Source organism: Kocuria sp. (assembly GCF_030538595.1).
GTDB lineage: Bacteria > Actinomycetota > Actinomycetes > Actinomycetales > Micrococcaceae > Kocuria.
On record NZ_JAUNTS010000012.1, the window covers coordinates 39,287 to 65,439 of the forward strand.

At 64.0% G+C, this 26,153-nt stretch carries 25 protein-coding genes; 14 read left to right on the top strand and 11 right to left on the bottom strand.

The window, feature by feature from the left end; translation table 11 throughout:
• The first annotated feature begins 6 nt into the window (after positions 1-6).
• The 3 genes from Q4G32_RS10470 (at position 7) to Q4G32_RS10480 (ending at position 2,749) form a co-directional block, all read left to right on the top strand.
• Positions 7-978, top strand: coding sequence for a glycerate kinase family protein (locus Q4G32_RS10470; protein WP_303351238.1), 972 nt, complete (start codon positions 7-9; stop codon positions 976-978).
• A gap of 3 nt (positions 979-981) precedes the next feature.
• Positions 982-2,175 (top strand): MFS transporter, encoded by a 1,194-nt coding sequence (locus Q4G32_RS10475; protein WP_303351239.1) that lies wholly within the window; start codon positions 982-984, stop codon positions 2,173-2,175.
• Positions 2,176-2,341: 166 nt separating this feature from the next.
• Entirely contained in the window at positions 2,342-2,749 is a 408-nt protein-coding gene (locus Q4G32_RS10480) for a hypothetical protein (RefSeq protein ID WP_303351240.1), read from the top strand.
• Positions 2,750-2,802: 53 nt separating this feature from the next.
• Here Q4G32_RS10480 and Q4G32_RS10485 read toward each other — a convergent pair whose 3' ends face one another.
• A complete protein-coding gene (locus Q4G32_RS10485) occupies positions 2,803-4,191 on the bottom strand; it encodes a glucose-6-phosphate dehydrogenase (RefSeq protein WP_303351242.1) in 1,389 nt (462 codons plus the stop codon).
• A 59-nt stretch (positions 4,192-4,250) separates the two neighbouring features.
• Between Q4G32_RS10485 and Q4G32_RS10490 the strand changes: the two genes are divergently transcribed.
• The gene (locus Q4G32_RS10490) at positions 4,251-6,185 is read left to right on the top strand and encodes a glycoside hydrolase family 15 protein (protein WP_303351243.1); all 1,935 of its coding nucleotides are present in this window, start codon (positions 4,251-4,253) and stop codon (positions 6,183-6,185) included.
• Positions 6,186-6,260: 75 nt separating this feature from the next.
• Here Q4G32_RS10490 and Q4G32_RS10495 read toward each other — a convergent pair whose 3' ends face one another.
• From Q4G32_RS10495 to Q4G32_RS10505, 3 genes are all read right to left on the bottom strand, one after another.
• Entirely contained in the window at positions 6,261-6,737 is a 477-nt protein-coding gene (locus tag Q4G32_RS10495) for a VOC family protein (RefSeq protein ID WP_303351244.1), read from the bottom strand.
• Positions 6,738-6,783: 46 nt separating this feature from the next.
• Positions 6,784-7,176, bottom strand: a complete 393-nt coding sequence (locus Q4G32_RS10500; protein WP_303351245.1) for a cupin — start codon at positions 7,174-7,176, stop codon at positions 6,784-6,786.
• Positions 7,177-7,269: 93 nt separating this feature from the next.
• Positions 7,270-8,169, bottom strand: coding sequence for a VOC family protein (locus Q4G32_RS10505; protein WP_303351246.1), 900 nt, complete (start codon positions 8,167-8,169; stop codon positions 7,270-7,272).
• A 141-nt stretch (positions 8,170-8,310) separates the two neighbouring features.
• On the opposite strand from Q4G32_RS10505, the gene Q4G32_RS10510 reads away from it, so the two are divergent.
• Positions 8,311-9,039, top strand: coding sequence for a response regulator transcription factor (locus Q4G32_RS10510; RefSeq protein WP_441327493.1), 729 nt, complete (start codon positions 8,311-8,313; stop codon positions 9,037-9,039).
• A gap of 5 nt (positions 9,040-9,044) precedes the next feature.
• Positions 9,045-10,769 carry a sensor histidine kinase gene (locus Q4G32_RS10515; RefSeq protein WP_303351248.1) on the top strand — a complete coding sequence of 575 codons (1,725 nt, stop codon included), beginning with the start codon at positions 9,045-9,047 and terminating at the stop codon, positions 10,767-10,769.
• A gap of 12 nt (positions 10,770-10,781) precedes the next feature.
• On the opposite strand, the gene Q4G32_RS10520 is transcribed toward Q4G32_RS10515, so the two are convergent.
• On the bottom strand, positions 10,782-11,141 hold the full coding sequence (locus Q4G32_RS10520) for a universal stress protein (protein WP_303351249.1): 360 nt from the start codon (positions 11,139-11,141) through the stop codon (positions 10,782-10,784).
• Positions 11,142-11,225: 84 nt separating this feature from the next.
• Here Q4G32_RS10520 and Q4G32_RS10525 point away from each other — a divergent pair, with 84 nt between their 5' ends.
• Positions 11,226-11,819: a tripartite tricarboxylate transporter TctB family protein gene (locus Q4G32_RS10525; RefSeq protein ID WP_303351251.1), complete on the top strand. Its 594-nt coding sequence runs from the start codon at positions 11,226-11,228 to the stop codon at positions 11,817-11,819.
• A 1-nt stretch (position 11,820) separates the two neighbouring features.
• A complete protein-coding gene (locus Q4G32_RS10530) occupies positions 11,821-13,326 on the top strand; it encodes a tripartite tricarboxylate transporter permease (RefSeq protein WP_303351253.1) in 1,506 nt (501 codons plus the stop codon).
• A gap of 60 nt (positions 13,327-13,386) precedes the next feature.
• On the opposite strand, the gene Q4G32_RS10535 is transcribed toward Q4G32_RS10530, so the two are convergent.
• Positions 13,387-14,109: a winged helix-turn-helix transcriptional regulator gene (locus Q4G32_RS10535; protein ID WP_303351254.1), complete on the bottom strand. Its 723-nt coding sequence runs from the start codon at positions 14,107-14,109 to the stop codon at positions 13,387-13,389.
• Between Q4G32_RS10535 and Q4G32_RS10540 the strand changes: the two genes are divergently transcribed.
• The gene (locus tag Q4G32_RS10540) at positions 14,108-14,257 is read left to right on the top strand and encodes a hypothetical protein (protein ID WP_303351256.1); all 150 of its coding nucleotides are present in this window, start codon (positions 14,108-14,110) and stop codon (positions 14,255-14,257) included. The two genes, Q4G32_RS10535 and Q4G32_RS10540, sit on opposite strands and share 2 nt — an antisense overlap.
• Positions 14,258-14,386: 129 nt before the next feature.
• A complete protein-coding gene (locus tag Q4G32_RS10545; protein ID WP_303351258.1) occupies positions 14,387-15,046 on the top strand; it encodes a transglycosylase family protein in 660 nt (219 codons plus the stop codon).
• Positions 15,047-15,150: 104 nt separating this feature from the next.
• Here Q4G32_RS10545 and Q4G32_RS10550 read toward each other — a convergent pair whose 3' ends face one another.
• Positions 15,151-15,984, bottom strand: a complete 834-nt coding sequence (locus tag Q4G32_RS10550) for an HpcH/HpaI aldolase/citrate lyase family protein (RefSeq protein WP_303351260.1) — start codon at positions 15,982-15,984, stop codon at positions 15,151-15,153.
• A 403-nt stretch (positions 15,985-16,387) separates the two neighbouring features.
• Here Q4G32_RS10550 and Q4G32_RS10555 point away from each other — a divergent pair, with 403 nt between their 5' ends.
• A complete protein-coding gene (locus tag Q4G32_RS10555) occupies positions 16,388-17,290 on the top strand; it encodes a hypothetical protein (protein WP_303351261.1) in 903 nt (300 codons plus the stop codon).
• A gap of 99 nt (positions 17,291-17,389) precedes the next feature.
• On the opposite strand, the gene Q4G32_RS10560 is transcribed toward Q4G32_RS10555, so the two are convergent.
• Both Q4G32_RS10560 and Q4G32_RS10565 read right to left on the bottom strand, forming a co-directional pair.
• A complete protein-coding gene (locus Q4G32_RS10560; protein ID WP_303351262.1) occupies positions 17,390-18,007 on the bottom strand; it encodes a TetR/AcrR family transcriptional regulator in 618 nt (205 codons plus the stop codon).
• A gap of 93 nt (positions 18,008-18,100) precedes the next feature.
• On the bottom strand, positions 18,101-19,255 hold the full coding sequence (locus tag Q4G32_RS10565) for a hypothetical protein (protein WP_303351264.1): 1,155 nt from the start codon (positions 19,253-19,255) through the stop codon (positions 18,101-18,103).
• A gap of 358 nt (positions 19,256-19,613) precedes the next feature.
• Here Q4G32_RS10565 and Q4G32_RS10570 point away from each other — a divergent pair, with 358 nt between their 5' ends.
• Positions 19,614-21,032, top strand: a complete 1,419-nt coding sequence (locus Q4G32_RS10570; protein ID WP_303351266.1) for a hypothetical protein — start codon at positions 19,614-19,616, stop codon at positions 21,030-21,032.
• A gap of 143 nt (positions 21,033-21,175) precedes the next feature.
• On the opposite strand, the gene Q4G32_RS10575 is transcribed toward Q4G32_RS10570, so the two are convergent.
• Positions 21,176-22,090, bottom strand: a complete 915-nt coding sequence (locus tag Q4G32_RS10575; protein ID WP_303351268.1) for an N-acetylglucosamine kinase — start codon at positions 22,088-22,090, stop codon at positions 21,176-21,178.
• 493 nt (positions 22,091-22,583) lie between these two features.
• On the opposite strand from Q4G32_RS10575, the gene Q4G32_RS10580 reads away from it, so the two are divergent.
• Positions 22,584-22,988: an RNA-binding S4 domain-containing protein gene (locus Q4G32_RS10580; protein ID WP_303351269.1), complete on the top strand. Its 405-nt coding sequence runs from the start codon at positions 22,584-22,586 to the stop codon at positions 22,986-22,988.
• Positions 22,989-23,075: 87 nt separating this feature from the next.
• Here Q4G32_RS10580 and Q4G32_RS10585 read toward each other — a convergent pair whose 3' ends face one another.
• The gene (locus Q4G32_RS10585; RefSeq protein WP_303351270.1) at positions 23,076-24,506 is read right to left on the bottom strand and encodes a hypothetical protein; all 1,431 of its coding nucleotides are present in this window, start codon (positions 24,504-24,506) and stop codon (positions 23,076-23,078) included.
• 279 nt (positions 24,507-24,785) lie between these two features.
• Here Q4G32_RS10585 and Q4G32_RS10590 point away from each other — a divergent pair, with 279 nt between their 5' ends.
• Positions 24,786-26,135, top strand: coding sequence for an MATE family efflux transporter (locus Q4G32_RS10590; protein ID WP_303351327.1), 1,350 nt, complete (start codon positions 24,786-24,788; stop codon positions 26,133-26,135).
• The last annotated feature ends 18 nt before the right edge of the window (positions 26,136-26,153 follow it).

Sequence of the window (26,153 nt, forward strand, 5' to 3'; positions counted from 1 at the left end):
TCCACCATGAAGGTCTTGATCGCCCCCGATAGCTTCAAGGGCACCTACACCGCGGTTGAGGTTGCGGCAGCCATTGCCGCAGGCGTCCGGGAGGCCGGTGGAGAAGCTGTGGAGCTGCCCATTGCCGACGGCGGAGAGGGAACGTTGACCGCCTTGGCCTCCACCACAGGCGCGCAGCTGCACACGGTCACGGTCAACAATCCGTGGGGTGCCCCTGTAGAAGCGAACTTTGCCGTGACCCCGGACGGTGTTGGCATTGTGGAGTTGGCGCAGGCAAGCGGAATCACGGTGGCTCATGACGGTCCGCGGGACGCCTTTTCCGCAGACACCTACGGCACCGGTCAGCTCATGCTGGCCGCCGTTGCAGAGGGCGCACGGGCCATTCTGGTTTCAGCCGGGGGTTCTGCCACCAGCGACGGCGCCTCCGGTGCCATCCGTGCCATCCAGCAAGCTGGCGGCCTGAACGGTGTATCTGTGACTGTCCTGACTGACGTGACCACTGCCTTTGAGCGTGCCGGAGTGGTTTTCAGCCCGCAGAAAGGTGCGGACCCTAAGACCGTGGAGCGCATCACCCAGCGCCTGCATCAGCAAGCAGCGCAACTGCCCAAGAATCCTGTGGGAGTTGCCCGCACCGGGGCGGCCGGTGGCTTCTCCGGTGGCATGTGGGCCCAGTTCGATGCGGAGCTGGTTTCCGGTGCGGATCATGTGTTGGACTTCGTGGACTTTGAGGGGCAGGTGGCCACAGCCGACGTCGTTGTGGTGGGTGAGGGAAAACTTGATTCCCAGACGGGTGAAGGCAAGATCATTGACGCGGTGCTGGATCGTGTGCGGCGGATCAAACCGAACACGCCAGTGGTGGCCGTGGTGGGTTGTGTGGACCCGGACCTGGGCGATTACGCACAGAACTTCGCCCGGATCTTTGAGGCCACAGATGCTGAATTGATGCGTCAAGCCGGCCGTCAGATTCCGGGCCTCTGAGGGGTGAGCGGATCAGGATCCCTCACCTGGCTCTGGTTGCTGTGTGCAGCCGGTGCCCTCACCCAGAGCGGATTAAACCTTCTACGCCCCGTCACCAGCTACAAGCTCATGGCTTTGGGCGCCGGGCCAATCACCATCGGTGTGGTGACCGCGCTTTACGCCCTGTTGCCCATGTTTGCAGCACTGTGGCTGGGCCGAGTTTCTGACCGGATGAACTCGCTGCGGCTCATGCTGGTGCTGGGCGTGGTGGCTCTGCTGCTGGGTGGTGCCGGATTGGCCTTGGCCCCCAACGTGGAGGTGGTGGCGATCTCCAGTGCCCTGCTCGGCATGGGGCATCTGGGATTTACCGTGGCGGGACAAACCTCCATTGCCCGGACTGCTTCCAATGATCAGCTGGACGCCGGTTTTGGGTGGTTCACCGCCTCCTACTCCCTGGGGCAAATGGCCGGGCCGTTGTTGGGCGGTCTGGTTCTGGGGACCGCTTCCGTGACTGAATCCACGCAAAGCCTGGGGCGGATTGAGCTCGCTCTGTGGGTTGGTGCGGCACTTGCCGCGGCCGCGTTGCTTCCCGTGGCGCTCAAACCCCGCACTTCAACTCTGCGCCCGGTCATCACGGACGACGGCGCCCCCCGCGCCTCCATGCACAAAATCCTGACCACCAAAGGTGTGGTCCCGTACATGCTGGCCTCATTGGGGCTTTTGGCCATGATCGACATTCTCACGGCGTTCTTGCCCGTGGTTGGTGAGGAAGCTGGCGTGGCCCCCGTGGTGATCGGTGTGCTCCTGGCCATCCGCGGCGGCGGTTCCATTCTCTCCCGTGTGGTGCTGCCGTGGTTGTCCAGAAAGTTCCAACGCCGCACCCTGCTCAAAGCCAGCCTGGTGATCTCCGCGCTGACACTTGCAGTGCCACCACTGGTGATCGAACTGCACTGGGTGGCCGCCGTTTTTCTGGCGGTTGGCGGGTTTTTCCTGGGCTTGGGTCAACCGCTGACCATGTCCATGATCACCACGGCGGTTCCGGACAGTTGGCGCGGCTCTGCGCTGGCTGTCCGATTGATGACCAATCGCGTGGGCCAGGTGGGCATGCCGCTGTTGGCCGGTGTGGTGGCTGCGCCGCTGGGTCCGGCGGCCGCCATCTGGATCACGTGTGGGGTGTTGGCGGCCGCAGGTGTGGAGCGCAGCATCCGGGATCGGTGATGCGCTGCTGGGTTGCCTCCGCAGGTTGCCCCGGGTGAATTCCAAGGTTCTACCAGGCCCGCTTCATGAGAATCTGCGGTGCCGTTTCATGCGGGACTCATGACTGACGCGCACACTCCTGGGTATCGGGTTCACTCACCCGTTCCCCGATCCTCAGGAGAGACCAATGACTACTTTGACTCGTACAGTACACGCCGCCACCGCTCGATTCGCTGCCGCCGATGAAACCCGCCGGGGCTCCACGGGTCTCCGTGGCTTGAGCTCTTTGGGGCCGCGGGATTCCTCTCAGGTGACGGGCGTCGTCGTTGAGGTTTTGGGGGAGCAGGCTGCCGCAGTGGAACTCGAACGTACCGGAGCCGGGCAGTTCCGGGAGGAGATCGTGGTCCACGGGCAGCCTGGCTGGACCAGCGAGCTGACTCCCGGTGCGCGCGTACACGCCACCGGTGAATGGGAGCTGGCCGACTGGCACCAGTGGACCGCCGGCGAGCGCGCACACTACCTGGCCATCAGGGGACGGTTGGAGTTCCGCGTCCACGCGGTGCAGATCCTGGGTGCCCACAGCGTGGCGGCCTGAGTCGGGCAGCTTCATGCCAGTGCCGGCCCGGCCTGAACTCGCCAGAGCCGAGTTCAGGCCGGGCCGCGGGAACCCGCCGCGTAATCCTGGAGTTGAACGGTGCCGTCCTGAATGGCATCCACGGCCGGTTGCACAATCCGCCAGCCCTGTTCGGCGGCCTCACCCAGCACCGAGAATGCCAGGTTGCCGTCCAGCAGCCAGCGCATCACGTTGCCGTAGGCCCCCAGCGGTTGAGGGCCGGTGGAGGAACTGAGGTTCAGACGGCTGAGCCCGCGGGCATCAAACGGCCCACCGGCGTTGATCTCCAACGTGATCTCGGCGTCCTCAAACCCCATGCGGAGGGCGTTGCCGGCGCAGGTTCCGTAATGGTCGTAGTGGTGCGGCGCAGGTTTGAAGTGCACCACAATCTCTTGGCGCGGACTGCCGATCGCTTTGCCTGAACGCAGGGTGACGGGCACGCCGTTCCAGCGCCATGTGTCCACCTCCACCGTGATCTGACCAAAGGTTTCGGTACGCCCATGGGGGTCCACATCTTCCTCGGCAACGTAATCAGGTAGGTGTTTTCCACCCACGTCACCCTCCGTGTAACGCCCGGCCACAGTGGCCTCATGTGCGGTGCCAACCAAGCGCGTGTGGCGCAGAACTGCCGCGATCAAGGTGGGGATTTCGTGGTCGTCCAGGGCAGCCGGCGGGTTCATCATGAGCACGCCCATGACCTGCAGGAGGTGGGACTGGATCATGTCCCGGATGGCACCGGTGCCCTCGTAGAAGTTTGCCCGACCTTCAAGGCCCAGCGTTTCATCGAACACGATCTCAATGCGTTCCACCTGATCCCGGTTCAGCAGCGGTTCCAGAATCCGGTTGGTCAGCCGCAGACCCACCAAATCCAGCACTGCAGGCATCCCCAGGAAATGATCCACGCGGAAAATGCGGTCCTGGGGCACAATCTGGGCCACCGCAGCATTGAGCCGCTGTGCTGACTCCTGATCCGTGCCAATTGGCTTCTCCAGCGCGATCCACAGGTCATCCGGATGCTCCACCTGAGCCAGCGTGGCCAGCGCCTTTTCGGTGATGGCCGGTGGCAGTGCGTAATACAGAATGACCTTGCCCACCGTGGCGGCCAGTAACTGGCTGAGGTCCGTGGGGTCAGTGGTGTCCCCCACCACGTAACGAGTGGATGCCAGCGTGGCCTCCACCGCCGGACCGTGAGCGGAGACGGACTCAAAGGCGCTACGCACGGTCTGCTGCCAGTCCGCTGCCTCATGCCGAGCACTGCCAATCACGGTCAGCTCGCGGTCTGGGTCCACCGTGAGCACCTGCCCCACTGCGGGTAGCAGGAGGCGTTCGGTCACGTCTCCACTGGCGCCCACAATCACCAGAGTGGTGGGCTGCGTTCCGTGCTGCGGGTGGCCGGTCTGTGCGTCATGCCTGGAAGTTCCCATGAACAGTAGGCTACTGATCAAATGCCCGCCATGCGCTTTGCGTGCAGAAAGACCGGTTCATGAGCCAGCCCAAGACCACCCAGCCGCACACTGCACGTTCGATTCCACTGGAGGATTACGCACTCCTGTCTGATCTGCACACCGGACCGCTGGTGTCCCGTCATGGCAGCATTGACTGGCTGTGCTTCCCGGATTTTGATTCCCCAGCGGTGTTTTCCGCCATCCTGGGCGACGCCGACGACGGCCGCTGGCGCCTGTCCATCGCCGACGGCCACGTGGTGCAACGCCGCTACAGGGAAGGTTCCTTTGTGTTGGAAACCTATTGGGAGTCGCCCACGGGGAAGGCGGTGGTGGTGGATGTGCTGCCCGCGGGGGATCAGGAAGCCAACTTGATCCGCCAGGTGACCTGCACCGAGGGCTCCGTGCAGGTGGAACACGACTTACGGATTCGTCCGGATTTTGGGCGCAGTGGCGCGTGGACCCGTAAGGCCGAATTGCCCGAAGGCGGTCAGGGGTTGGTGTCCGTGGCCGGCCCTGAAATGCTGGTCCTGCGCGGACCGCTGCTGGATGTTCACGAAGAAGACAACGGTGGTCCTCACTCACACCCGGTCCCGCTGGGTGGCCAACGAAGTGCGCGCATGGGTTGCCGCATGCAGCTGTGTGCAGACCCGCAGGTGCAGCGCGATCACGACGACGTCGCCCACCCCACCGCCACCTGGTGCCTTGCCTGGACAAAGTCCTGGAACCCCATCCCGGAGGCTGTGGACGCGGAGGCTGCCATTCGGGACACCATGCAGTTCTGGACGGAGTGGTCCGCGCGCGTGGACGTGCAGGGTGAGCGGGCGGCCATGGTGGAGCGCTCGCTTCTGGTGCTACGGGCCCTGACCCACCAGAACACCGGCGGAATTGTGGCAGCCCCAACGGCATCTCTGCCGGAAGATTTTGGGGGCTCGCGCAATTGGGATTACCGCTACACCTGGTTACGGGATGCCTCCTTGACCATTGAGGCACTTGTGGAACACGGGTTCACGGACGGTGCCAAATTGTGGCGGGACTGGCTGTTGCGCGCCGTGGCGGGGGATCCGTGGCGGGTGCAGATCATGTACGGCATTGACGGACGGCGGGAGTTGCCGGAAACGGAACTGGAGCACCTGGCTGGTTACGAAAACTCTCAGCCCGTGCGAATAGGCAACGGTGCGGTTGATCAGTACCAGGCAGACGTTGTGGGGGAAGTCATGCTGGCCTTGGCGGCGCTGCGTGATGCCGGCCGTGCTGAGGATCAGTGGTCCTGGAACTTGCAGAAGCACCTTTTGGCCTTCTGCGCCGAGCACTTTGACCGCAAGGATCATGGCATTTGGGAGATGCGCGGGGACGCCGCGTACTTCACTCACGGGCGGGTCATGATGTGGGCCGCCTTCAACGAAGGTCTGCGGGCCGTGAAGAATGCGCCCGCCGATTCCTGTGTGGCGGCCTCTGAACGGGAGCTGGAACAGTGGCATTCCCTGCGTGAGGCCCTGCGCAAGGAGATCATGGAGCAAGGTTGGAATGCCGAGCTCAACTCCTTTGTCCAGACCTACGGCCCGGGGCCGGGGTACCGGGAGGTGGATGCCTCACTGCTGCAGTTGCCCCACACGGGATTCATCAGCGCGGATGACCCCAAGATGATCGGCACCACAGAGCGGATTGAGCACGATCTCCTGGATGAACACGGGTTCCTGCACCGCTACCGCACGGCCTCCGGAATGGATGGCCTGGACGGGGATGAATACCCCTTCCTGATCTGTCTCACCTGGTTGGGGGAGCAGTACGCCAACACCGGGCGACTTGATGAGGCCAACCAGATTCTGGATCGCCTGGATGAATGCTCCAGTGACTTGGGTCTGCTGGCCGAAGAGTACGCGCCGGCTTACGGCCGCCTTGCCGGAAATTTCCCGCAGGCCTTCAGCCACCTGGGTTACGTGCGCCTGGCGGATGCAGTGCGCCACCGCAGCTGAGATACCTTGCACCACCTCTGGGCCGCTTCCGGACCGGAGGCGGCCCAGAGGTGGTGCCAGCACAAGTGCTCGGGGCTATTCGCCCAGTGCGGCCCGACGCATGGCCACGGAGTCCAAACGGGTCATGGTCAGCATGGCTTCCACGGCACGGCGGGCCACCGCACGGTCCGGGTGAAGGTAGAGCCGGTTCACCTCCGCAGGCACAATCTGCCAGCTCAGTCCGAACTTGTCCCGCACCCATCCGCAGGGCTGTTCGGAGCCTTCCCGGGAGAGTTCGGTGTAATAACGGTCAGCCTCTTCCTGGGTTTCGCATTCCAGGACGATGGACACCGCCTCATCCAGCGTGAACATGGGGCCACCGTTGATGATCTGGAACTCCTGATCCTGCAGCCGGAAGTGCACCACCAGGTCTTCCCCCTCCGTGGTGTGCAGATTTCCACCGGGATCAACCATCACCTGGGTGATCTCGGAGTCGTCAAACAGGGATGCATAGTACTCAGCGGCTTCTCGGCCGTTGCTGCCAAACCACAGGCAAGTGGAAATCTTGGCCATGACGGGTTCCTCACTGTCCGGAGCAATATCTCCCGAGCCTATGCGCTCAGGAGGAAGTGTGGTTGTCCACCTCGGCCTGCTGCCCAGTATCAGTACCGGAATCATCATGGCTGGAAGTTCCGGGCACACCTGTGACGGTGGTCAGAAGGAAGACGGAATCCTCCAACGCGGTGACGCTGTGGCGGTGGTGCGTCAGCGGGGCAATGTGACCTGCCGCCAGCTCATCCGCATTCTGAGCCGTGACAGCAACCCGTCCCGTCAGCACCTGCATGCTGGCTGCCGGTGGCGAATTGTGTTCGGGCAGCTCGGTTCCGGCTGCCAGAGCCATCACGGTCTGCCGCAAAGGGCCGTCATGCACCACAAGTTGAGCTGCCCGGCCGTTGCCCGCCGCCCGTGCTTGCTCCAGAAGGTGTTGAGCAGTGTTCTGCAAAGAGTCCATGGCTCTAGTCTCCAACGTGGCGGCAAGCCCGCCTTGACGTGCATCAAGTTCTCACATCAAGGCGGGCAGGGCAGCGCAGTGCGGGCTACAGGATCAGCGGAACTCCTCGGGGATTTCCATGATCTGGAAGCTGGCACCTTGTGGGTCCTCCACGGTGGCAAGGCGACCCCACGGGGAGTCCGCGGGACCATCCAGCAGGGCACCACCCAGTGACTTGATCTGGGCGATCGAAGCATCCAGGTCAGCCACGCCAAAGTAGACACGCCAGTAGGAATCAGCGTCCTCCGCAATCACGCCCTGAGCGTCACAGAGACCTGCCGCGGTGGTTTCCCCGGTGCCGTGGGTGAGGTAGCGGAATCCGCTGCCGTCATCGGGCATGGTGTGGACATCCCAGCTCAGTGCATCCCGGTAGAAAACCTGAGCGGAGTCATAGTCCTTGGACATGGACTCGAACCAGACCGGGGCTCCCACGGTGGCGCAGATTTCCAGGCCGTCAAAGCTCCCGGGCTGCCACAGCCCCACAACGGCACCCGCTGGATCGGCGATCACTGCCATGGTGCCCATGTCCCCCACGGGCATGGGCGGCAGCAGAACGGTGGCACCGTGGGCGGCTGCTGCCTCAGTGGAGGCAGCAATGTCCCGTGTGCGCAGATACACCGTCCAGTTGGTGGGGGCCTGCGGTTCCTCGGTGGGACCCTCCGGTCCGGACAGCGAAGTCATGGCTCCGGCCACCGGCAGACCATTCTTGAGCACCACACGGTAGCCACCGAACTCCGGATTGCCTTCCGGGAACTCCCAACCGAACAGTTCCGTGTAGAACTCGATTGCGCCATCAACATCATGAGTGGTCAACCCAATCCAAATGGGTCCACCCTCAACTACCACCGGCTTTTGCGCGGTCATGGAGATTCCCTCCGTCAGGCCCGGATATTTCTCCGAGCGATTAAGGATGAGCCTAAATCCATGCGCGGACAGCACAAGGGGCGGCGCCATCAGAAATTTCTGCCAGTATGAGCCCGAGTACCCCGTGGACGGTCCCGACCCCACGGCACCAGGCCGGGTGCGCAAGAGCCAGGTGCATGAAACCCGATGCACCAACCCCGGCCCCAAGTGCCCAGACCCACAAGGAGAACCGTGAGCCTGCCGTCATTGAATCTTCCTGAGTTGTCGCACCCGGACGGTTCTGCCGTCCGGGTGCTGGTGGTGGATGATGAACCCGCATTGGCGGATCTGGTGGCCATGGGGTGCCGCATGGTCGGGTGGGACACCCGGATAGAGCACGCGGGCCGAGCCGCTGTGGAGGCCGCCAAGGAGTTTGTGCCAGACGTTCTGGTACTGGATTGGATGCTGCCGGAGTATGACGGACCGGAAGTGCTCACCAAGATTCGACGCACTCAGCCCCAGGTCCCAGCCCTGTTTCTGACCGCCAAGGACTCCGTGGAGGACCGGATCGCCGGATTGTCCGCCGGTGGTGATGACTATGTCACCAAGCCCTTTTCCATTGAGGAGGTGCTGCTGCGGCTGCACCGCTTGGTGGAACGCTCCGGGGTCACGGCCAAGGAAGCAGATGAGTTGGTGGTGGGGGATTTGGTGCTCAATGTCAGTACCCGCGAATGCAGCCGCGGGGGAGATCCCATTGATCTGACGGACACCCAGTTCCAGCTCTTGCGCTATCTCATGGAAAACCCCCGCGCTGTGCTCTCCAAGTCCCGCATCCTGGATGCCGTGTGGGACTACGACTTCCAAGGTCAGGCCAACATTGTGGAGCTCTACATCTCCTACTTGCGCAAAAAGATTGACGCAGGCCGCGAACCCATGATCCACACCGTCCGTGGTGCCGGCTACGTGATCCGCCCGGCTTGATCACCATGACCCCTCGACTTCCATTTCACCGCACCCTTGCCTTCCGCACGGTGGCTGGTGTGGTGTTGCTGCTGGCTGTGGTTCTGGCAGCCACCGGGGTGTTCATCACCGTGCTGGCGCAACGCACGCTGGATGCCCAGTTGGATGACGCCGTCCGCCAATCCATGGCTCGCTCCGCCGCCTTCACCGGTGGTGATCAGGTGTTCGCAGACAAGTCCGGCTCCGACCCGTTCGCCGGTGCCACTCCCAGCGGGTATCCCAGTGCGAACAGCACCGCCACCGACGGTGCGCAGGACTCCAGCGGCACACAGGACTCTGGCGGTACACAAGACCCAACAGATGCGGACGGTGATGTCACCACCGAACGTGACCCTCTGGAGGCGCCGGGACAACCTGCGGGGGTGCTCTCCGTTGAAGTGGTCCACGGAGAGATCAAACGAGCCACGTACTTGACGCCGCAAGGCACCGCGGAGGACCTTCCGGATGAAGATCTTGACCGGCTGAAGCAATCAGATCTGACCAGCCAAGAGCAGGCCACCCCACCGGAGAATGTCAATCAGGCCACACTGCAGCGCATCAAACTGTCCTTGGGCAACTACTGTGTGGGCGCCGTCGTCCTGGAAGGGCAGCAGTCGCCATCTGATCACAGCGGGGGGAGTGATGCGCAACGGGTGATCATCACGGGCCTGCCCACTGACCAGGTGGATCACACGCGGGATGTGCTGATCACCGCCGTGGCTGGCGGATCTGCCGCGGCCCTGTTGGTCACGGCACTGCTGGGGCTGTGGTGGGTGCGGCGCTCGCTGCGGCCTCTGGCCCGGGTGTCTTCCTCGGCAGCCCAGGTGGCAGCTCTCCCGCTGGAATCCGGGGCGGTGCCGGTGCGGGACCACATGCTGCGCGGCGATCTGGCTCAGCCGGGCACGGAGGTGGGGGACGTGGGGTATGCCCTGAACCTGCTGCTGCTCAACGTGGACAACGCTCTCCAACAACGCAACGCCTCAGAAGCCCAGCTCAGGCAGTTTGTGGCCGACGCTTCCCACGAGCTGCGCACCCCCCTGGCCTCCGTGCGCGGTTACGCGGACATGCTGCGATTGAGTGAGCAGCTCACACCGGAAGGGCGCAGCGCTCTGGACCGTTTGCTGGCCCAAGCGCAGCGGATGGGCGGGCTGGTGGAGGACTTGCTGCTGTTGGCTCGTTTGGATGCCGGACGCGCACCGGAATCCAAGCCCGTGGACTTTGACGAAATTGTGGCCGAAGCCGTGATGGATGCCACCGCGGCCGGCCCGTACCACCGCTGGGCATTGGACGTACCGGAGGAATCGGTGGTGGTCATGGGGGACAAGTTGCAGCTGGCGCAGGTGGTGGGCAACTTGCTTTCCAACGCCCGCAAGCACACCCCCGAAGGCACGGAGGTGCGCATCACCTTGCGTACTCAGGCCAATCAGGCTGTTCTGCACATTGACGACGACGGCCCCGGGATCCCCGCGAATCTCCACGATCACCTGTTTGATCGTTTTGCTCGCGGGGACTCCGCCCGGACGTCCCATCACGACGCAGCCTCCGGAAGCCAGCAGGCTGCGGAAGGGTCCACGGGTCTGGGCCTTGCCATTGTGCAGACGGTGGTGGAGGCCCACGGTGGGCGAGCCGGCGTTGAGTCCCCGTGGCCGGGTGCTGATGGCGGCACCAGATTCACCATTCGGTTGCCTCTGGCCTCCGGCTCCCGGCGGTGAGAAGCCCGTGCCTCAGTGGTCGGTGGCCTTGACCGCCAGGACTGGGGCGTTTGCCTCCAGGAGCAGTTGCTGTGCCGAACTGCCCAGGAACAGCTTGCCCACGGGGCTGCGGTGTTTGATGCCAACCACGATCAGGGATGCGCCCACCTCCTCCGCCACGTCCAGGAGGTCCCCGGTGGCGTCACGGCCGCGTGGTTGGGGAAAACGGAAGGTGACGGACACGCCGTCGAGCTGATCGGTGTCCGGATCAAGCTGCTCATTGTCCAGCTGGAAAATCACCGCATCCTCTCCGCGGCGCTTGGCCTCTACCAGCCCCGCAGCCAAAGCGGCTTCACTTTCCGGGCTCTTGCTACGGGCAATGACGACTGTCATGCGTCCTCCAGGGTTAGACGTGGCATAAGATCCTGTGTGATCTGCACCATAATGGCATGACCGCACCACACTCAGAGGACCATTGTGAACCCTTCGTCAACGGAGACGGCCTCGGGGCCGCCCGACTTTGACTCTCCCAACTCTTCAGCTGATTCCACCGGCGGGGGGCTCAATGGGAGCCAGCCCGGCAACGCAGGAGGCTTCCTCACCGGGCGTTCCGGCCTGATCGTGCCGCTTGTGTTGGCAGGGCTCAGCACGTACCTGGTGTTCGGCATGGTCACCATGAACGTGCCGGAGAACACCGACTTCCCGGGCCCGCGGTTCTACCCGCTGCTGCTTGCCATCGCGGGCTACGTCCTGGCCGTTCTGCTGGTCCTGGACGTGTTGCGCAAACCTGAGCACCGCGAACCCGAAGACAGCGCCGCCTACCGATTCCATTCGGACTGGAAGGCTGTGGCGTGGCTGGTGGGTGGTTTCCTGGTGTTTGCCCTGGGTATTGAGTTCCTGGGCTGGATCATTGCCGGCGCATTGCTGTTCTGGTGCGTGGCACGCGGGGTGGGCAGCAAGCGCCCCGTCTTTGACATTTCCTTGGCCCTGGTGTTTTCCAGTTTGATCTACCTGGGCTTCTCCGTGGGCCTGGGATTGAGCCTGCCCTCCGGTTTGCTGGGAGGCATCTGAGATGGAATCGCTGAATCTACTGGCTGAGGGTTTTCAGGGCGCTCTGACGCCCATGAACCTGCTGTGGGTGCTGGTCGGCTGTCTGTTGGGAACCGCCGTGGGTGTTTTGCCCGGGCTGGGTTCCTCCATGGCGGTGGCTCTGCTGTTGCCCATGACTTTTGCGCTGGACCCCACCGCCGCTTTCATCATGTTTGCCGGGGTTTACTTTGGCGGCCTGTTCGGTGACTCCACCATGGGCATCCTGATGAACACGCCGGGACAAGGTTCCGCCATCGCCTCCACGTTCGAGGGGCACAAGATGGCGCTTGCCGGGCGCGCCCCGCAGGCTTTGGCGACTGCGGCCATCGGCGCGTTCATCGGCGGTATGATCGCCTCCGTCCTGGTGGTCTTCCTGGCCCCCAAACTGGCTGAACTCTCTGCCCTGTTCGGCCCGCAAGAGTTCTTTGCGCTGGCCCTGTTCGCCTTTGTGGCAACTTCCTCCGTGGTCGCTGATTCGGCGATCAAGGGTTTGGCTTCCCTGGTGATCGGCCTGGCCATTGCCACCGTGGGTATTGACGCCATGTCCGGTGTGGAGCGATTCACTCTGGGCGCCCCGCAGATGTTTGACGGTATTTCCTTGATCACCGTGACCGTGGCAATTCTGGCCTTGGGTGAGGTGCTGCACGTTGCGGCACGGATCAAGCGCGAGCGCGATCCCAAGCAGATCAACATCAAGGGACGGCCCTTCCTGAAGGCGCACGAGTTCAAGGAAGCCGCACCGGCTTGGGCGCGTGGCACCGCCATCGGGCTTCCGTTCGGTGTGATTCCCGTGGGCGGCTCGGAAGTCCCCACCTTCATGGCTTACGACGTCGAACGTCGCCTGGACCGTCGCCGCAAAGATCCGCAGTTCGGCAAGGGTGCCATCCGTGGTCTGGCTGCACCGGAGGCTGCGGGTAACGCCACCACCGGTACGGCAATGGGCGCCCTGCTGGCTTTGGGCCTCCCGGTGTCCTCCACGGCGGCCATCATGTTGGCGGCCTTCCAGCAGTACGGTTTGCAGCCGGGTCCGTTGCTCTTTGATCGCTCACCGGAGCTGGTGTGGGCACTGTTGGCCAGCTTCTTTGTGGCCATGGTGGTCCTGCTGATCTTGAACCTGCCGTTTGCCCCGCTGTGGGCCAAGCTCCTGCTGATCCCCAAGCCGTACCTGTATGCCGGAATCACGGTGTTCTGTGGCCTGGGCGTGTACGCCACGTCAGGCCGGATTTTCGATCTGCTGTTGCTGCTGGGGTTGGCATTGCTGGGCTTTGTCATGCGCCGCTACGGGGTTCCCCTGGCGCCCCTGATGATCGGCATGGTCCTGGGCCCCTTGGCAGAATCCAGCCTGCGGGATGCGCTGCTGAGCTCCGGCGGTGACTGGTCCATCCTGGTGACCGGTCCCATCCCGTTGGTGCTCTACGCGGTGCTGCTGTTGATCTTGGCCATCACCGTGCGCTCCAAGGTGGTCAATCGCACCCGCCGGGACGTCTGAGTCCACCACCCTCACCGAGTCCGTGACCGGGCCGGTCTGGCCGCATGTGTGCCGGGCGGGTCAGGCCGCGGACTCGGTCCGTTCCACCAGTTCCATGCGATACCCCACTCCGCGCACGGTTTTGAGACAGTCCCGCACATTGCGTTCGGCCAGCTTGGTGCGCAGCCCGGAAACTGCCTGCTCCACCACGTTGGACCCCAATACCTCTGCCGGATCCCAAGCGGATTCCCGCAGCTGGTCCCTGGTCAAGGTGCGCCCGGCGTTGCGCATCAAAACGCTGAGCAGCCGGAATTGCACCGGGGTCAAATCAAGATCCTGACCGTTGGCCAGTGCTCGGTGACCCAGCAAGTCCACTGTCACCTCTCCGTTGGAGAACTCATCCGGCTCCCAGGTGGCTGGGCGCCGTGCCAGGGCGCGCAACCGTGCTCGCAGCTCCACCACGCTTGCAGGCGCACTGAGGACGTCGTCGGCCCCGGATTCCAAGGTTTTGGCTGCGGACGGGGGATCACTGCGTTGCGCCAGAACCAAAACGGGGGTGTGGACGCCTTGGGTCCGCAAGGCCTGGGTCACCACGGTGTCGTAGGTGCCTGCCGTGTCCACGGTGAGCACCACGGCATCGGGCTGGTGGTCAATACAGGCCCATGCCAATGACGACGGCCGGCCAATCACCTGCACCGTGTCCGCGGTGTCAGCCCAGTCCGGCTGAGTGCTGGCGGCGTCCGGTTGGATGTGGCTGGCGTCAGTCTGGAGTGTGGATCCCAGATCCACGGTGAAAATTCGCATGACAGAAAATATTGGTCAATTTTCTGTGCTGAGCCTGTGGCGCGCACCTGCCCGTGCTGAGTCCTCACTTCCGCACACGCTGGCGGTGGAGCGGGTGGTGCGGCCCGTTCGCAGCGACGACGACGCCCTCCCACCATCCCTCACATGAGCCCTGTCTGTGTCCGTCCAACAGAAATCCCTCAGAGTCCGGACACCCAAACCCTGAACGCTGTTCGACGTAACCCGGCACGCAGGACGGCCGGGATCCAACACAGCAGTGAACTGAAATGGAGACAACATGACCAGCACGTTGACCACCACTCGTCGTCGTTCCTTGATGCGCCGCGGTGCTTTGGGGCTCGGTGGCGCAGCCCTGGTGATCGGTGCGGGCTTTGCCGCCGCACCTGCCCAGGCTGCCGACACCGGAATCCCCGCCCTGGAGCAGATCAAGACTTGTGAATCCGGCGGCGACTACACCGCAGTGAACGCATCCTCGGGTGCTTCCGGGGCCTACCAGTTCCTGGATTCCACGTGGCAGTCCCTGTCCGCTTCTGCCGGATACGCCACCGCCTCCAGCGCGCCGGAATCCGTGCAGGACGCCGCAGCCATTGAGCTCTACAACGCTCAGGGCACCACCCCGTGGGCGGCTTCTGAGTCTTGCTGGTCCGGTGCCGTGACCTCCTCCACCGGTGCTGCAGACTCCAGTGACTCGGCTGCTGCCACCACTGAAGACACTGCCGCTTCAGAGGTTGCCACGGACGAGTCCGTGCTCAGCGTGCAGGATGTTGCGGGTGCCCAGGAGGTATCGGCACCCCAGGGTGAGCCCAACTTCGGTGCCCCGGCTGATGGCCAGCGGCCCGCCGGTGACCAAGCCATGGGTGCCGCCAACGGATTCGGCGCAGAGGGAGCTCCCCAGAACATGGAGCAGGCCGGACAGCCCGCCGGAGCTGCTTGCTGATCTTCGCGGTTTGAACATGCCGTGTGCGCCGTGGGTCGGCCCCTCAGAGGTTCGGGGGCCAACCCACGGCGCACACGGTCATGCCATACGTTCCGCGGTGCGGCTCAAGAGTGGTCCAGGATGGCTTGTGCCCGTGCGATCACCGGAGCTTCCACCATGGAACCGTTGATGGAACTTGCGCCATCTTCTGCGTGAATGACTGACCGTGCCCACTCGATTTCGTCGGTGGAGGGGGCAAATGCCTCTGCCACGGCTTGGACTTGGGCGGGATGAATGCAGGCCTTCCCCGTGAAGCCGTCCTCCTTGGCGAGTCGGGCGGAGACCTGGACCGGGCGCAGATCCCGGAACTGCGGGGTGGGGGAATCCAGTGGTCCAGCAAGCCCGAGTGCACGGGAGACCGTGACCAGCCGGGCCCGCGCAGCGTCCATGGTGCGTGAATCCAAAGTGCAGCCAAGGTCTTGGGCAAGATCCAGGGTGCCGGTTGCCAGCCGGAGCATTCCATCCTGTTGGGCCAGAAGCTCCAGATTCAGGAGCCCGGCCGCAGATTCAATGGTTCCCACCAGACTCACCGTGGGCAAGGCTTCCCGGACCGCGCGGATGTGCTGGACCTCTTCCACCTTGGGCACCACCACGGCATCCAGCAGACTCAGGTCAGTCAACGCGGACAGGGCTGCCAAGTCCTCCTTCCCGGCTGCGGTACGGGGGGAGTTGATGCGCACGCCAACGGGGGTGCTCAGTGAACCCTGCGCGCTGGTACCCGCCAACAATGCAGTGAGATTTTCCCGCGCCGTGGACTTGTCCTGCCCGGCAACGGCATCCTCCAGATCCACAATCACAACGTCGGCCCCGGACTCCTGGGCTTTGAGCACCCTGTCTGGTCGGCTGGCGGGGGCGAACAGAGCGGTTCGGGCTGTGCTCAGCAGCGCGGTGTTCAACATGGGCTAAGCCTAGAAGGACCGGGGTTCTCGGTGGAAGTGCGACGTGTGGTTGAGGGGGGCTGGTTCTGGGGCGTGGATGACGGACTCCGGCGCGGCTGGCCTGAGTTGGTACGCAAATCGCCACTGATCGAGGCGATTCGGGGACTTTTGCGTACCAAATGAGGGCGAATGCGGACCGCAGGTGGGAGCACGACGACGGGGCGAATGCGGACTCAAAATTCTGGACCGCGCAGAATTGAGTAAATGCTCAGTGACCTGCGTATTTGCTACTGCATGACACATTATGACGTTCGCTGTATTTGCAATCGTTAACGCCAGGTGTTTCACTTGTGATGTGCCGGTGATCCAAGGCACACACTGACCAACTGAAAACCCAGTGTCCTTTCTCCTCAAGGAGGTCGTCATGACCAAGAACTACTCTCTGCGTACCCCGTTGACCGTGGGCGTTTTGGCTCTGACCGCGTCATTCGGTCTGGCTGGCTGTGTGCCCACCGGCAACGGTGGAAGCGACCCGCAAACCACAGAAACCACTCAGACCCAGACTGCGGAGCCGACCACTCAGGAGCCCACAGCCACCGCGGAGTCCACGACCACCACGGAGCCTGCCACCAGCTCTCCGTCTGCTGACAAGACTGCAACTGGCTCCCCCAGCCCCACCAGTGGTGGTGGCGGGGTGGCCACCTCCGGTGATGTTGACACCACCGAGTTGGCGGGCGACCCCATCTCAACCGTGACCGGCAAGGGTGGTGACACGGTTGATGTTCCCGAGCACGACGGTCCGATCGTCGTGGTCTTTGAGAACACCTCAGCCGGCCAGTACACCTACATTTACGCCACGGCAGATCACGGTGGAGTGCTCAGCGGTGTGGACACGGGTGAGACTTCAGTGAACTTTGTGGACCCGTACTCGTCCTACCGGCAGACCAACACCAAGTCCTACACGGTCGAAGGCGACTCCGATGAGACCTTCACCATGAGCTTCTACGAGGTGGATGCGCTGCCCACCGCAGGCCCGGATGAGTCCATCACGGGTGAGGGATTCGGCGTCTTCAAGTGGGAAGGCGATGAGGACGTGACCGTCAAGGCCAGCCATGAGGGCAGCGGTAACTTCATTGTCCGCGGTGAGGACACCCAGCCGGGCGGCCAGGGCACCCAGTACACCTTCAATGAAATCGGCTCCGGGTACGGCTACCTGGACATCGGAGCCGGTGAGTACTACGTGGTGGTGGAAGCTGACGGTGCCTGGAGCTTTGAGCCATCCAGCCCGGAGGAAGCCGACGCTGACAGCGGCTCCTCTGCTTCCTGATTCTCGACTCCTCGTCCGATGCCCCGTCGGAGTGTTCCAGCCAGGAGCACGCCCGGCGGGGCATCGTGCTGCCCGCAGGTGGTCGGGGTGATTGCCGGGTCAGTTCCCGGTGAGCAGCGTGGACCACTGATGGGCCAGGCTGTCCAGGAACAGATCTTCTTCCCGGATGGCGTGGTGCAGCACCAGGGAGGACAGGCAGCGTTCGGTTCCCAGCATCAAGGCCACCAGATGGGCCTGCTGCGCCAATTCGCTGCGCTGAGGGGTGGCAGCGCTGGTGCCGGTATGCCGCAGACTGCTGAATCCTGCGGCAGTTTGGCGGCACATCTCAACGCGGGCGCGGTGGACATCACTGTCTTCGCTCATGGCCTGTTCCATGGCGTCCAGTTCGGCGGGGTGGGCCCGCCAGATGGCCACCACTCGATTCAGCCAGGCGCGGCAGGTTGCCACGGAATGCTCCGGCAGCTGATCCAGCTGGGTGTAGATCTGGTCCAGTTCGGGGCGCAGCTCCAACATCCACTCCAGCACAATTTCGGACTTGGAGTGGAAATACAGATACAGATTGGCCCTGCTGGACCCCGCTGCTGCGGCCACCTGAGACATGGACGTGGCACCGTAGCCGTGTTCCCTGAACAGGGCCACGGCCGCGTCCACAAAACGTTGTCGAGTCTCCTCTGCGCGGGACACCGGTCCCGGCGCAGCCGTGGGTTGGGCAGTCATGCCACAAACATACCTAGTGTGAAACACCTCACACACTGTGACGGGCCCGTCAGTTCCACAAAGTGGGATTCACGGACGGTGCGGGCTGGATTCTCAGATCAACAGCCCCACCAGCACCAAAATCCCAACCAGCACGGCGGCTGTGATGCCCCAGTTGCGTAGCACGTTCTTTTCATCGGCACGTTGCGCCTCTGACATGGGACCGTCAAAAAGTGCGCGGGGATCGTAGGCCCGGCGTGGCCCCGGACCGGGCGGGTCCTGATCCGCGGATTGAGGATCGCTCCAGCGTTGATCCTCGAATCGGTCCCCGTACCGCGGTTCATCCTTGGGGCCGGTGCTCCCGCTGCCCCACCCGGGCGTGGCGTCCTGTGCCTTGGAGGCATCTTGAGATGTGGGACCGTCATGGAACCCCACGGGGCGCCCGTACTGGGGATCTTCCTGCGCAGTGGGCTCCGCAGGTGGTTCAGTGTGTCCGGGGTCCTGATCGCGGCCCAGCAGATTGTCCAATGCGCGGTCATCATGATCGGACCAGGTGCTCGGCTGGGCGTCGGAGGCATGTTCCGGGTGCCCCGTTTCCGACGACGCCGCAGCCTCCTCACCGTCCGCCTGCGGCTGCTCACTGGCCTGGGTTTGCTTGCCGCTGTCAGACAGCGATCTGGCCTCGGTGCTGGATTGCCCTGAAGCCGTTGCAGCGCCGCGAGTCTGGCGTGCTGTCTGATCGGCGCGGCCCAAGGCTTCGGTGAACTCCCGCAACTGGTCCTTGCGAGCCCGATGGGTTCCGCGTTGATCGGCCATCTGAACGGCACGTTGGGAAACCTTCTGGTAGATGGCGCCGTCGTCGTCAATGCCCAAAGCTGCTGCGGTGCGCGCGGTGGCCACGGGCGGTTCTCCGGGTGCAGCGCTGGAGGCCCAGGTCAGCAAGGACATGATCACGGGTTCACCCAGGATGTCCCGAGCGGCCGGCTGAAACTCTGCGGCCCAGGTCAGCTCCAGGACTGAAGGGTCCACTGCTTCCTGCGCCGTGATCTTGGAGGCCGTGGAGTCTTGATCGAATACCGCCGCGAGCATCACGGCGGCGGCCACCTTGTCAGCGGGGGTGTTGCCGCGTCCGGTCACCACCTCGGTGAGGGTCTGCTGAGCGGAGTCACCGGCAGCCGCCACGTTGCGCTGCAGGCCGGTGGGGTCCGCTGTGAATGCCGCTGGGCGGCGAAGGGCGTCGTGAGCAGCCTGCGGATCTGCATCGGCCACGGGGAATCACCTTTTTCGGGTCGGTTCTGGGCGTGTGCGTCATCTGGGGAGCACGCGGTGGGCGTGCTCCTGAGCCTACGCTGCCCACGACTGGCGGCCCCAGCCCTGGCAGCTACCGGCGAAAACTGGACAACCGCAGCCCTGGGGGGACTGCATCCAACATTCCTACGGCCATGTCACACAAGGTCCGGTGGTTTGAATCCAACAGCAATTACAGTCACCTTGTATCCATACAGTTTGCCGGGTCCGTGACCCGGATGGAGATGCTGCCACAAAAGTGCAACCTCACTGGTCCCTCCCAGTGCACCCTGTGGCGGGACGCTCCATAGTTTTTCGATCCACGTCATGAGGAGTACCCATGGCTCGCACCTTCAATCCTCCGCCCAACTGGCCCAAGCCCCCGGAGGGCTGGCAGCCACCTCCAGGTTGGCAGCCTGACCCCGCCTGGGGCCCCGCTCCGGAGGGGTGGGAGCTGTGGGTGGAAGATTCTGCCCCCGGGGAAGCCTCGGATTCTTCCACGGGTGCGCAACCCTCCTCGGATCAAACCTCCGGGGCCGCTGATGCCACCGGTGGCATCGGCGCGGGAGCCGCAGCCGGGGCGGCCACGGGTGGATCGCCGTCGGCACCGTCCTTTGGCGGGCAGAACGCCGGTACGGGAACAAGCCGGATGCCGCAGTATCAGGGGTCGGACGCTCCCACCTCTCAGCAAGCGGTGAACTCACCCGAGCCCACGGTGCAGGACCACAACAGCGGCCAGTACGCGGCCCACCAGTCGCCGCAGTACAGCCCGCAAGGGGGTGGCGCAGCCGCGCCGTATCAGGCGGCAGGTGCCGGAAATGTGCCGCCCAACTCCGGTGCACCCTCCTCTGGCAACGGCGGTGGGTCCAAACTGCCTTGGATTCTGGGAGCCGTGATCGCGTTGCTCCTGGTGGTTCTGTTGGTCCTTGTCCTGGCCCTGAGCGGGGTTTTTGGTGGTAACGGGGAGCAGACCTCCGATGACCAGACACAGAGCCAGACGGAGGACACGGGAGGCGATGTCGAGCCTGGCAGCATGGGCACTGCTGCGCCAGGTGGGGGTGCCACGGCCGGGGACACGCCCTCCGTGTCCGAGGAAGCCACCCGCCTGAATGTTGATCCCGAAGGTGCCACCGAGGTCTCCAACCCCACGGACCCCGTGGAAACCTTCACCCAGGACGACGGCGAAATTGAGTTGCCGCGCCCCGATGGCGACGACGCTCCCCAGCTGATCTCCGTGACCACCAAGAACGGGGATTACGTGACCTTTGAGGCCGAACGCAAGGACGGCTCAGACGGCTATGTCAGCGGCGGTTACGGATCCACCGAAACCTTCCAGCTGATTGACACCTACTCCTTTGACCGCGGTAACCCGGTGGTCAAGGTGTGGACCGAGGACGATGACGTTGAGTTCGAGCTGAAGGTTTACAGCCTGGATGACTTGACCAATGTTGACGGTGGCAGCATCAAGGGCAGCGGAGATGCCGTATTCACCGTGGATGTGAAGGACGGCAGCACCTGGTACAAGATGAGTCACAACGGCACCTCCAACTTCATTGTCCATGCCTCCGCGGATTATGAGGATGGCACGTACGGCAACAAGGAACTGGCCGCCAATGAGATTGGCCGATCCGTGATTTACACCGAGTACGGCCAGGGCAAGTGGCTGGTGTCTGTTGACGCAGACGGCAAGTGGGGCTTTGAGGAGTCCACAGAGAAGTTGGCCCGGGAGGCTGCCGTGGCGGAGATCATGAACAACTGATCTGTCCAACCCCGCTCCGCTTGGAGGTGGGCGCACAGGCCAAGAGGTAGGAGTCCGGTTCCAGGAAAGGAACCGGGCTCCGACTTTTCTGTGGCCTGCCGTGCGCCCGGGAGCACGTCCTGTGTTGGAGACCGTGCTCGTGCTCAGTCCGCGGCCAGATGAAGAACGCCCATCACCGGGTCAACACCCAGGACCATCACCTCTTCCAGACCGGCGGCTGTGGCCTGCTCCACAAAGGCCGTGTGGATGTGGTGCGAGTGCGCTATCAGTCCACCGCCCACCACCACGGGGCCCGGTAGGTCCAGTTGGTCCGCGACCGTACGGGCGGCTGCCACAAGGTGCCGGGTGGCGCGGACCAGAAGGTCACTGGAATCGGTATGGCCTCCCGTGGCGCAGCGATCCACCACTTGCGCCAGTGCTGCCCAGTCCGTCCGTTCGGGGTGGCCGTGGAAATCTGCAATCAGTTGGTCACGGGTCTGCACGTTTCTGGCCTGCAGGACGGCGCGGTCCAGTTCATCCACCGGATCTTGGGCGTCCTGCCTGCGTAAAGCGCGGCGGACTGCTTCCCGGGCAATCCACCAGCTGCTTCCCTCGTCACCCAGAAGATGACCCCAGCCGCCGCTGCGTGCTTCACGGCCGTCCGCGGCACGGCCCCAGGCCACGGAACCTGTCCCCGCAATCACGGCAACACCCGTGTCCTGCCCACCTGCGGCCAGAATCAGGCGGGTGTCGTGTACCACCGTGATCTCAGAACCGGTAACTCCTGCGGCCGGTACCGCACGGGTGATCATGGCCCGGAGAGCATCTGCGTCAGCGGGGGTGTCCATGCCGCCGGCACCAGCCACCACACGCAGGTGACCGGGGGAGGTGGTGTCAAAGCCCAGCCGCGTGGCCACCGTCAGAAGTGACTGTTGAGCTGCTGCGTGGCTGACATTTTGCACATTGGCGCTGGGGCCTTGGAACTGATCGGTCACCACCCAGCCGGCCTCACCGCGTTCGGCCCGAATACCGTGCGTGCTGGTTCCTCCGATGTCCAAGCCGAACAAAAGTTGTTTCATGAGCTGAACATTGCCTGATCCGTTGGTGGATTTCCATGGGCGCAAAAAGAACCCCTCAGCGTCGCGCTCGCTGTGGGGTTCCTGTGTGTCTCGATCCTACTGCGGGTCAGGCATTGCCACCGTGCTTAGTCGATAGTTTTTGCCTGCGCCATTCACGGCATCTTCCGGCTTGTTGATGTCCCGTTCGGTTGATTACGGGTTCTATTCGTCATCCGGTTGAAGGTGTGGTCTGCTCCGGCCCTTTAGCTCACGGATTCTGCAGCCTTGCCCGCGTCGGTCTCGCTGAGTGTTCGCATCTCCATCCGAACTCCTTTCGCTAGACAACTTGTGCTTGAAAGATACGCCCGAGCCGTCAGGGGATCAATAGTTTTCACAATGTGCTGGCAACTTTTTTGCGGTGTTGGTTCGGAGGTGACGTTCCATCCGGTGACCCGTCACCGCCCTTGAGGTGAGTGGTTCACCTGTGGTGCGCGGTGGTGAGAGCATGAGTGGCATGGCATCTGGCAGTCAGACACCGAATAGCGGAGGGGACGGCGGTCCGTCCTCGGTCCGCCTGGACGTGTGGTTGTGGTCGGTCAGGATCTTCAAGACGCGGGGCGCCGCCACCACGGCGTGCCGCGCGGGTCACGTGCGGCTGAATGAAGCCCCCGTCAAAGCATCACAGGCGGTTCGGGTGGGGGACACCGTGGTGGTGCGCAGGCCCGGGTGGCAGCAGGTGTTGGAGGTGCAGAAGCTGCTGCTCAAAAGGGTTGGTGCGCCGGTGGCAAGGGAGTGCTACAGCGATCTGTCCGAGCCCCCGCCGCCGCAGATTCGTGCAGCGGTACCTCGGCGTGATCCGGGGACGGGCCGACCCACCAAGAAGGATCGGCGCAAAATGGAGGAACTGCGCGGTTACTAGGCTCAGGGCCTACAGCCCTGAGTTCACTGTCCAATCCGGCTCGTCGGCCTGACGGTTTGTGTGCACCTGCGGTTGGAAGCCAGATTGTCAGTCGTCATGGCGCTTGCGCAGGACGTACCCAAAGATGGAGTCTGCCTCCACTGTGCGGTCGTAGATGTCACGTTCGGCTTCTGCCTTGGAAGGCGCACCCGTGCGCCGGACGGTACGCATTTGAGCGGTGGGAGCTTCCTGTGATCTGCCGGACGGTGACCTCTGCCGCCCGGCAGAACGCGCATCGGCCTCCTCGGCGGTGACACGGTCGCCAAAGTAGCCGCGTAATCCGCGACCCCTGCCCCGCCCGGGTGCAGGCTGTGGCGTTGACTGATCCCCGCTTCTCTTCCGCACCCTGGAGCGTGAGTCGCCACGTGGTGCACCGTCTTCCGCTGAGCCCTGACGCCGTAATCGCGCCTGCCGAGCACGTTCGGCGGAGCGATCCACCAACTCCACGGGTTCCGCCGCCTGCTGCTGGTTCTTGTCACGCTTGTTGGCCTTGGACCGCGCACGGCCCGGGTGCAAGGGACTGCCACTGCCGTGATCGACCAGTGGAATGCGGCCGGTGGAAGTGTCTTCCGGGTGACGTGCTCCGGCGAATTCGGGGCCGGTGTCCGGATCCCGGTACACCGGGATCATGTCCGTGGTGTCGTCTCCGTAAGATGCCGGATCCTGCACGGCCTCTACCCGAACATCGTTGCCACGGTGTGAGCTCCGGGAGTCGTCTGCCATGGCCTGCCGCAGTTGCTGTTCGCGCTGGTAGGGATTGGGGTGAGGGGATGGCTGGTAGGCGGGATCGTCGTCGTGATCCCAGGCTTCATCGGCCGTGATCACCACAACGCGCCCGCCGTCGCTGTCCGCAGCCTGTTGCCCGGGCCCCAGGGGCGGCTGTCTGTGGGTGCGGAAGTCCGTCCACGCACCCCAGGCGCGCCACGCCCTCCAACCCATCCAAGCCAAACTGACCAGCATGATCAGCGCGGCTCGACCGTACCCGGTGGCCAACCAAATGGTCAGGCCGAGCCCCACCAGCAGACCCAAGGCAAGGGGGAGCAGGGTCAGCGGGGTCTGCACGGGAATCCACCCCAGGGTGCGCGCGGAGAAAGCACCGTTTTCCGTACCCGTTTTGGGGCGCCAATTGCGCACACGCGCACCGCGCAGCACCGGGTCATCCTGACCCGGGTCCCAGGTCACCGCACCGTGGGAGAGCAGCAGCCGATCGTTTGCGGTCACGGCCGTCAGCATGAGGTGAAGACCAATGGCCAGGCACCCCAGGGGCAGCGCGACGGCACACCAGATGGCCAGCACCCGCAGCACCATGGCGGTTTGAGTGGCATCGAAAACCCGGAAGCCGAGCAGGTTCCAGGTGGCGTAGAACAGAGCGGCCCCAAACACCGTCAGGCACAGACCATTGACCAGGGCGCGCAACCGCAGCGGAGGCCACGACGGCAAGCCACCGTGGGTGATGCGCCCTCGAACGGAGCGGGCCATGGTTCCTCCTGCGGCCGTGAGTGGGGAAGGAAAACGCCTGGATCGGCGGATTGGCACGCGATCACAAGGCGAGCAGGTTGGCCGGCTCGGGCGCTTTGTTGTCACGGGCCGCATCCCAAGGGTTCCACCTGCCAGGCTCAGGCTAGCAACTGCGGCCCAACAGGTTACGGTGGGGGCGCAGAATGGGTGGGTTCACCTGCGTGACCATGAGAATTGAACTGTAGAGGGGACGGTGTTGTGCGCCGCGGCAAGTCACCATCCGCTGTCCGTAGGCGTCCGGTGTCCCGGGATGGGCTGAACCGGCAGATCCTGGGGCTGGCCGTACCGGCGTTTGGCGCGCTGATTGCTGAGCCTCTGTTCCTCCTGGCAGACACCGTGATTGTTGGTCGCCTGGGTACCGCCCCGCTGGCCGGTGTGGCACTGGCGGGTGCGGTGTTGCAGACCGCCGTGGGGCTCATGGTCTTCTTGGCCTACTCGACCACACCAGCTGTGGCCAAGCACGTGGGAGCTGGGAGGATGCCGCAGGCGTTGGCCGTGGGCCGCGACGGCCTGTGGCTCGGTGCCCTGTTGGGCCTACTGCTGGCGGGCCTGGGCGCCGTTCTGGGGCGCCCACTCCTTGCTGCGATGGGTGGCTCGGGTGACGTTCTTGAGCAGGCCGTCTCCTACCTCCACTGGTCTCTTCCCGGGATTCCGGCCATGCTGTTGGTCACCGCCGGAATGGGGGTGCTACGCGGTCTGCAAGACACCCGCACACCCCTGGCCATCGCCATGGCTGGGGCGCTGTTCAACGTGGGCGCCAACCTTGCCCTGGTCTACGGCGTGGGCATGGGCGTGGCCGGGGCCGCCTTGGGCACCAGCATCACGCAGTGGCTGATGGCGGCAGCATTCATTGTGCTGGTGGCGGGTAAGGCGCGCCACCACGACGTCGGTGTGGGAACCACCCTGCCCCGGCTCGCCGCACTGATGAGTGTGGGTTCGTGGCTCATGCTGCGCACCGTGTCCCTGCGGGTGGCGCTTTTGCTGACCGTGGTGGTGGTCACCGCGCAGGGACCCGCCAACTTGGCGGCATACCAACTGGTCATGACAATTTTCAACCTCATGGCCTACGCCTTGGATGCCCTGGCCATAGCCGCCCAAGCCTTGGTGGGCAAGGAGACTGGAGCACGTGATCTGGCGGCACCGGGACGCGTGGGAGAGCGGGAGCGTGCTGCGGTGCGGCAGCTGATGCGCCGCATCATGATGTTCGGTCTGTGGTCTGGAGTGGTGACGGGGGCGGTGGTCGGTCTGGTCCTGCCCTGGAGTGCCCCGTTGTTGACCCCCGATCCGGAGGTGCAGCGGCTCTTTGCGGTGGCTCTCCTGGTGGTGGCGCTGGGACAGCCGCTGGCCTCCTGGGTGTTTGTGCTGGATGGCGTTCTGATCGGTGCGGGGGATGCTCGGTATCTGGCGTTGGCGGGAATCATCAACCTGGTGGTGTACCTGCCCCTCTTGGTGGTTGTGCATCTGGCACCGTTGGATTCCACGGGCGGCCTGCTCTGGTTGTGGGCGGCTTACGCCTTTGGCTACATCGGTGCCCGTGCTGCGACCTTGGGCTTGCGGGCGCGTGGAGACCGGTGGTTGCTGAGGGCCTGAAATCGGGGCCTTCAAGTG

Bases quoted from the DNA above. Each gene is read 5' to 3' on its own strand.
- Q4G32_RS10555 (WP_303351261.1), top strand. From the start codon at position 16,388: ATGACCAAGAACTACTCTCTGCGTACCCCGTTGACCGTGGGCGTTTTG.
- Q4G32_RS10505 (WP_303351246.1), bottom strand. From the start codon at position 8,169: ATGGCGCCGCCCCTTGTGCTGTCCGCGCATGGATTTAGGCTCATCCTT.
- Q4G32_RS10575 (WP_303351268.1), bottom strand. From the start codon at position 22,090: ATGAAACAACTTTTGTTCGGCTTGGACATCGGAGGAACCAGCACGCAC.
- Q4G32_RS10470 (WP_303351238.1), top strand. From the start codon at position 7: ATGAAGGTCTTGATCGCCCCCGATAGCTTCAAGGGCACCTACACCGCG.
- Q4G32_RS10580 (WP_303351269.1), top strand. From the start codon at position 22,584: ATGGCATCTGGCAGTCAGACACCGAATAGCGGAGGGGACGGCGGTCCG.
- Q4G32_RS10585 (WP_303351270.1), bottom strand. From the start codon at position 24,506: ATGGCCCGCTCCGTTCGAGGGCGCATCACCCACGGTGGCTTGCCGTCG.
- Q4G32_RS10550 (WP_303351260.1), bottom strand. From the start codon at position 15,984: ATGTTGAACACCGCGCTGCTGAGCACAGCCCGAACCGCTCTGTTCGCC.
- Q4G32_RS10515 (WP_303351248.1), top strand. From the start codon at position 9,045: ATGACCCCTCGACTTCCATTTCACCGCACCCTTGCCTTCCGCACGGTG.
- Q4G32_RS10485 (WP_303351242.1), bottom strand. From the start codon at position 4,191: ATGGGAACTTCCAGGCATGACGCACAGACCGGCCACCCGCAGCACGGA.
- Q4G32_RS10530 (WP_303351253.1), top strand. From the start codon at position 11,821: ATGGAATCGCTGAATCTACTGGCTGAGGGTTTTCAGGGCGCTCTGACG.
- Q4G32_RS10570 (WP_303351266.1), top strand. From the start codon at position 19,614: ATGGCTCGCACCTTCAATCCTCCGCCCAACTGGCCCAAGCCCCCGGAG.
- Q4G32_RS10520 (WP_303351249.1), bottom strand. From the start codon at position 11,141: ATGACAGTCGTCATTGCCCGTAGCAAGAGCCCGGAAAGTGAAGCCGCT.
- Q4G32_RS10560 (WP_303351262.1), bottom strand. From the start codon at position 18,007: ATGACTGCCCAACCCACGGCTGCGCCGGGACCGGTGTCCCGCGCAGAG.
- Q4G32_RS10540 (WP_303351256.1), top strand. From the start codon at position 14,108: ATGACAGAAAATATTGGTCAATTTTCTGTGCTGAGCCTGTGGCGCGCA.
- Q4G32_RS10495 (WP_303351244.1), bottom strand. From the start codon at position 6,737: ATGGCCAAGATTTCCACTTGCCTGTGGTTTGGCAGCAACGGCCGAGAA.
- Q4G32_RS10480 (WP_303351240.1), top strand. From the start codon at position 2,342: ATGACTACTTTGACTCGTACAGTACACGCCGCCACCGCTCGATTCGCT.
- Q4G32_RS10535 (WP_303351254.1), bottom strand. From the start codon at position 14,109: ATGCGAATTTTCACCGTGGATCTGGGATCCACACTCCAGACTGACGCC.
- Q4G32_RS10500 (WP_303351245.1), bottom strand. From the start codon at position 7,176: ATGGACTCTTTGCAGAACACTGCTCAACACCTTCTGGAGCAAGCACGG.
- Q4G32_RS10545 (WP_303351258.1), top strand. From the start codon at position 14,387: ATGACCAGCACGTTGACCACCACTCGTCGTCGTTCCTTGATGCGCCGC.
- Q4G32_RS10490 (WP_303351243.1), top strand. From the start codon at position 4,251: ATGAGCCAGCCCAAGACCACCCAGCCGCACACTGCACGTTCGATTCCA.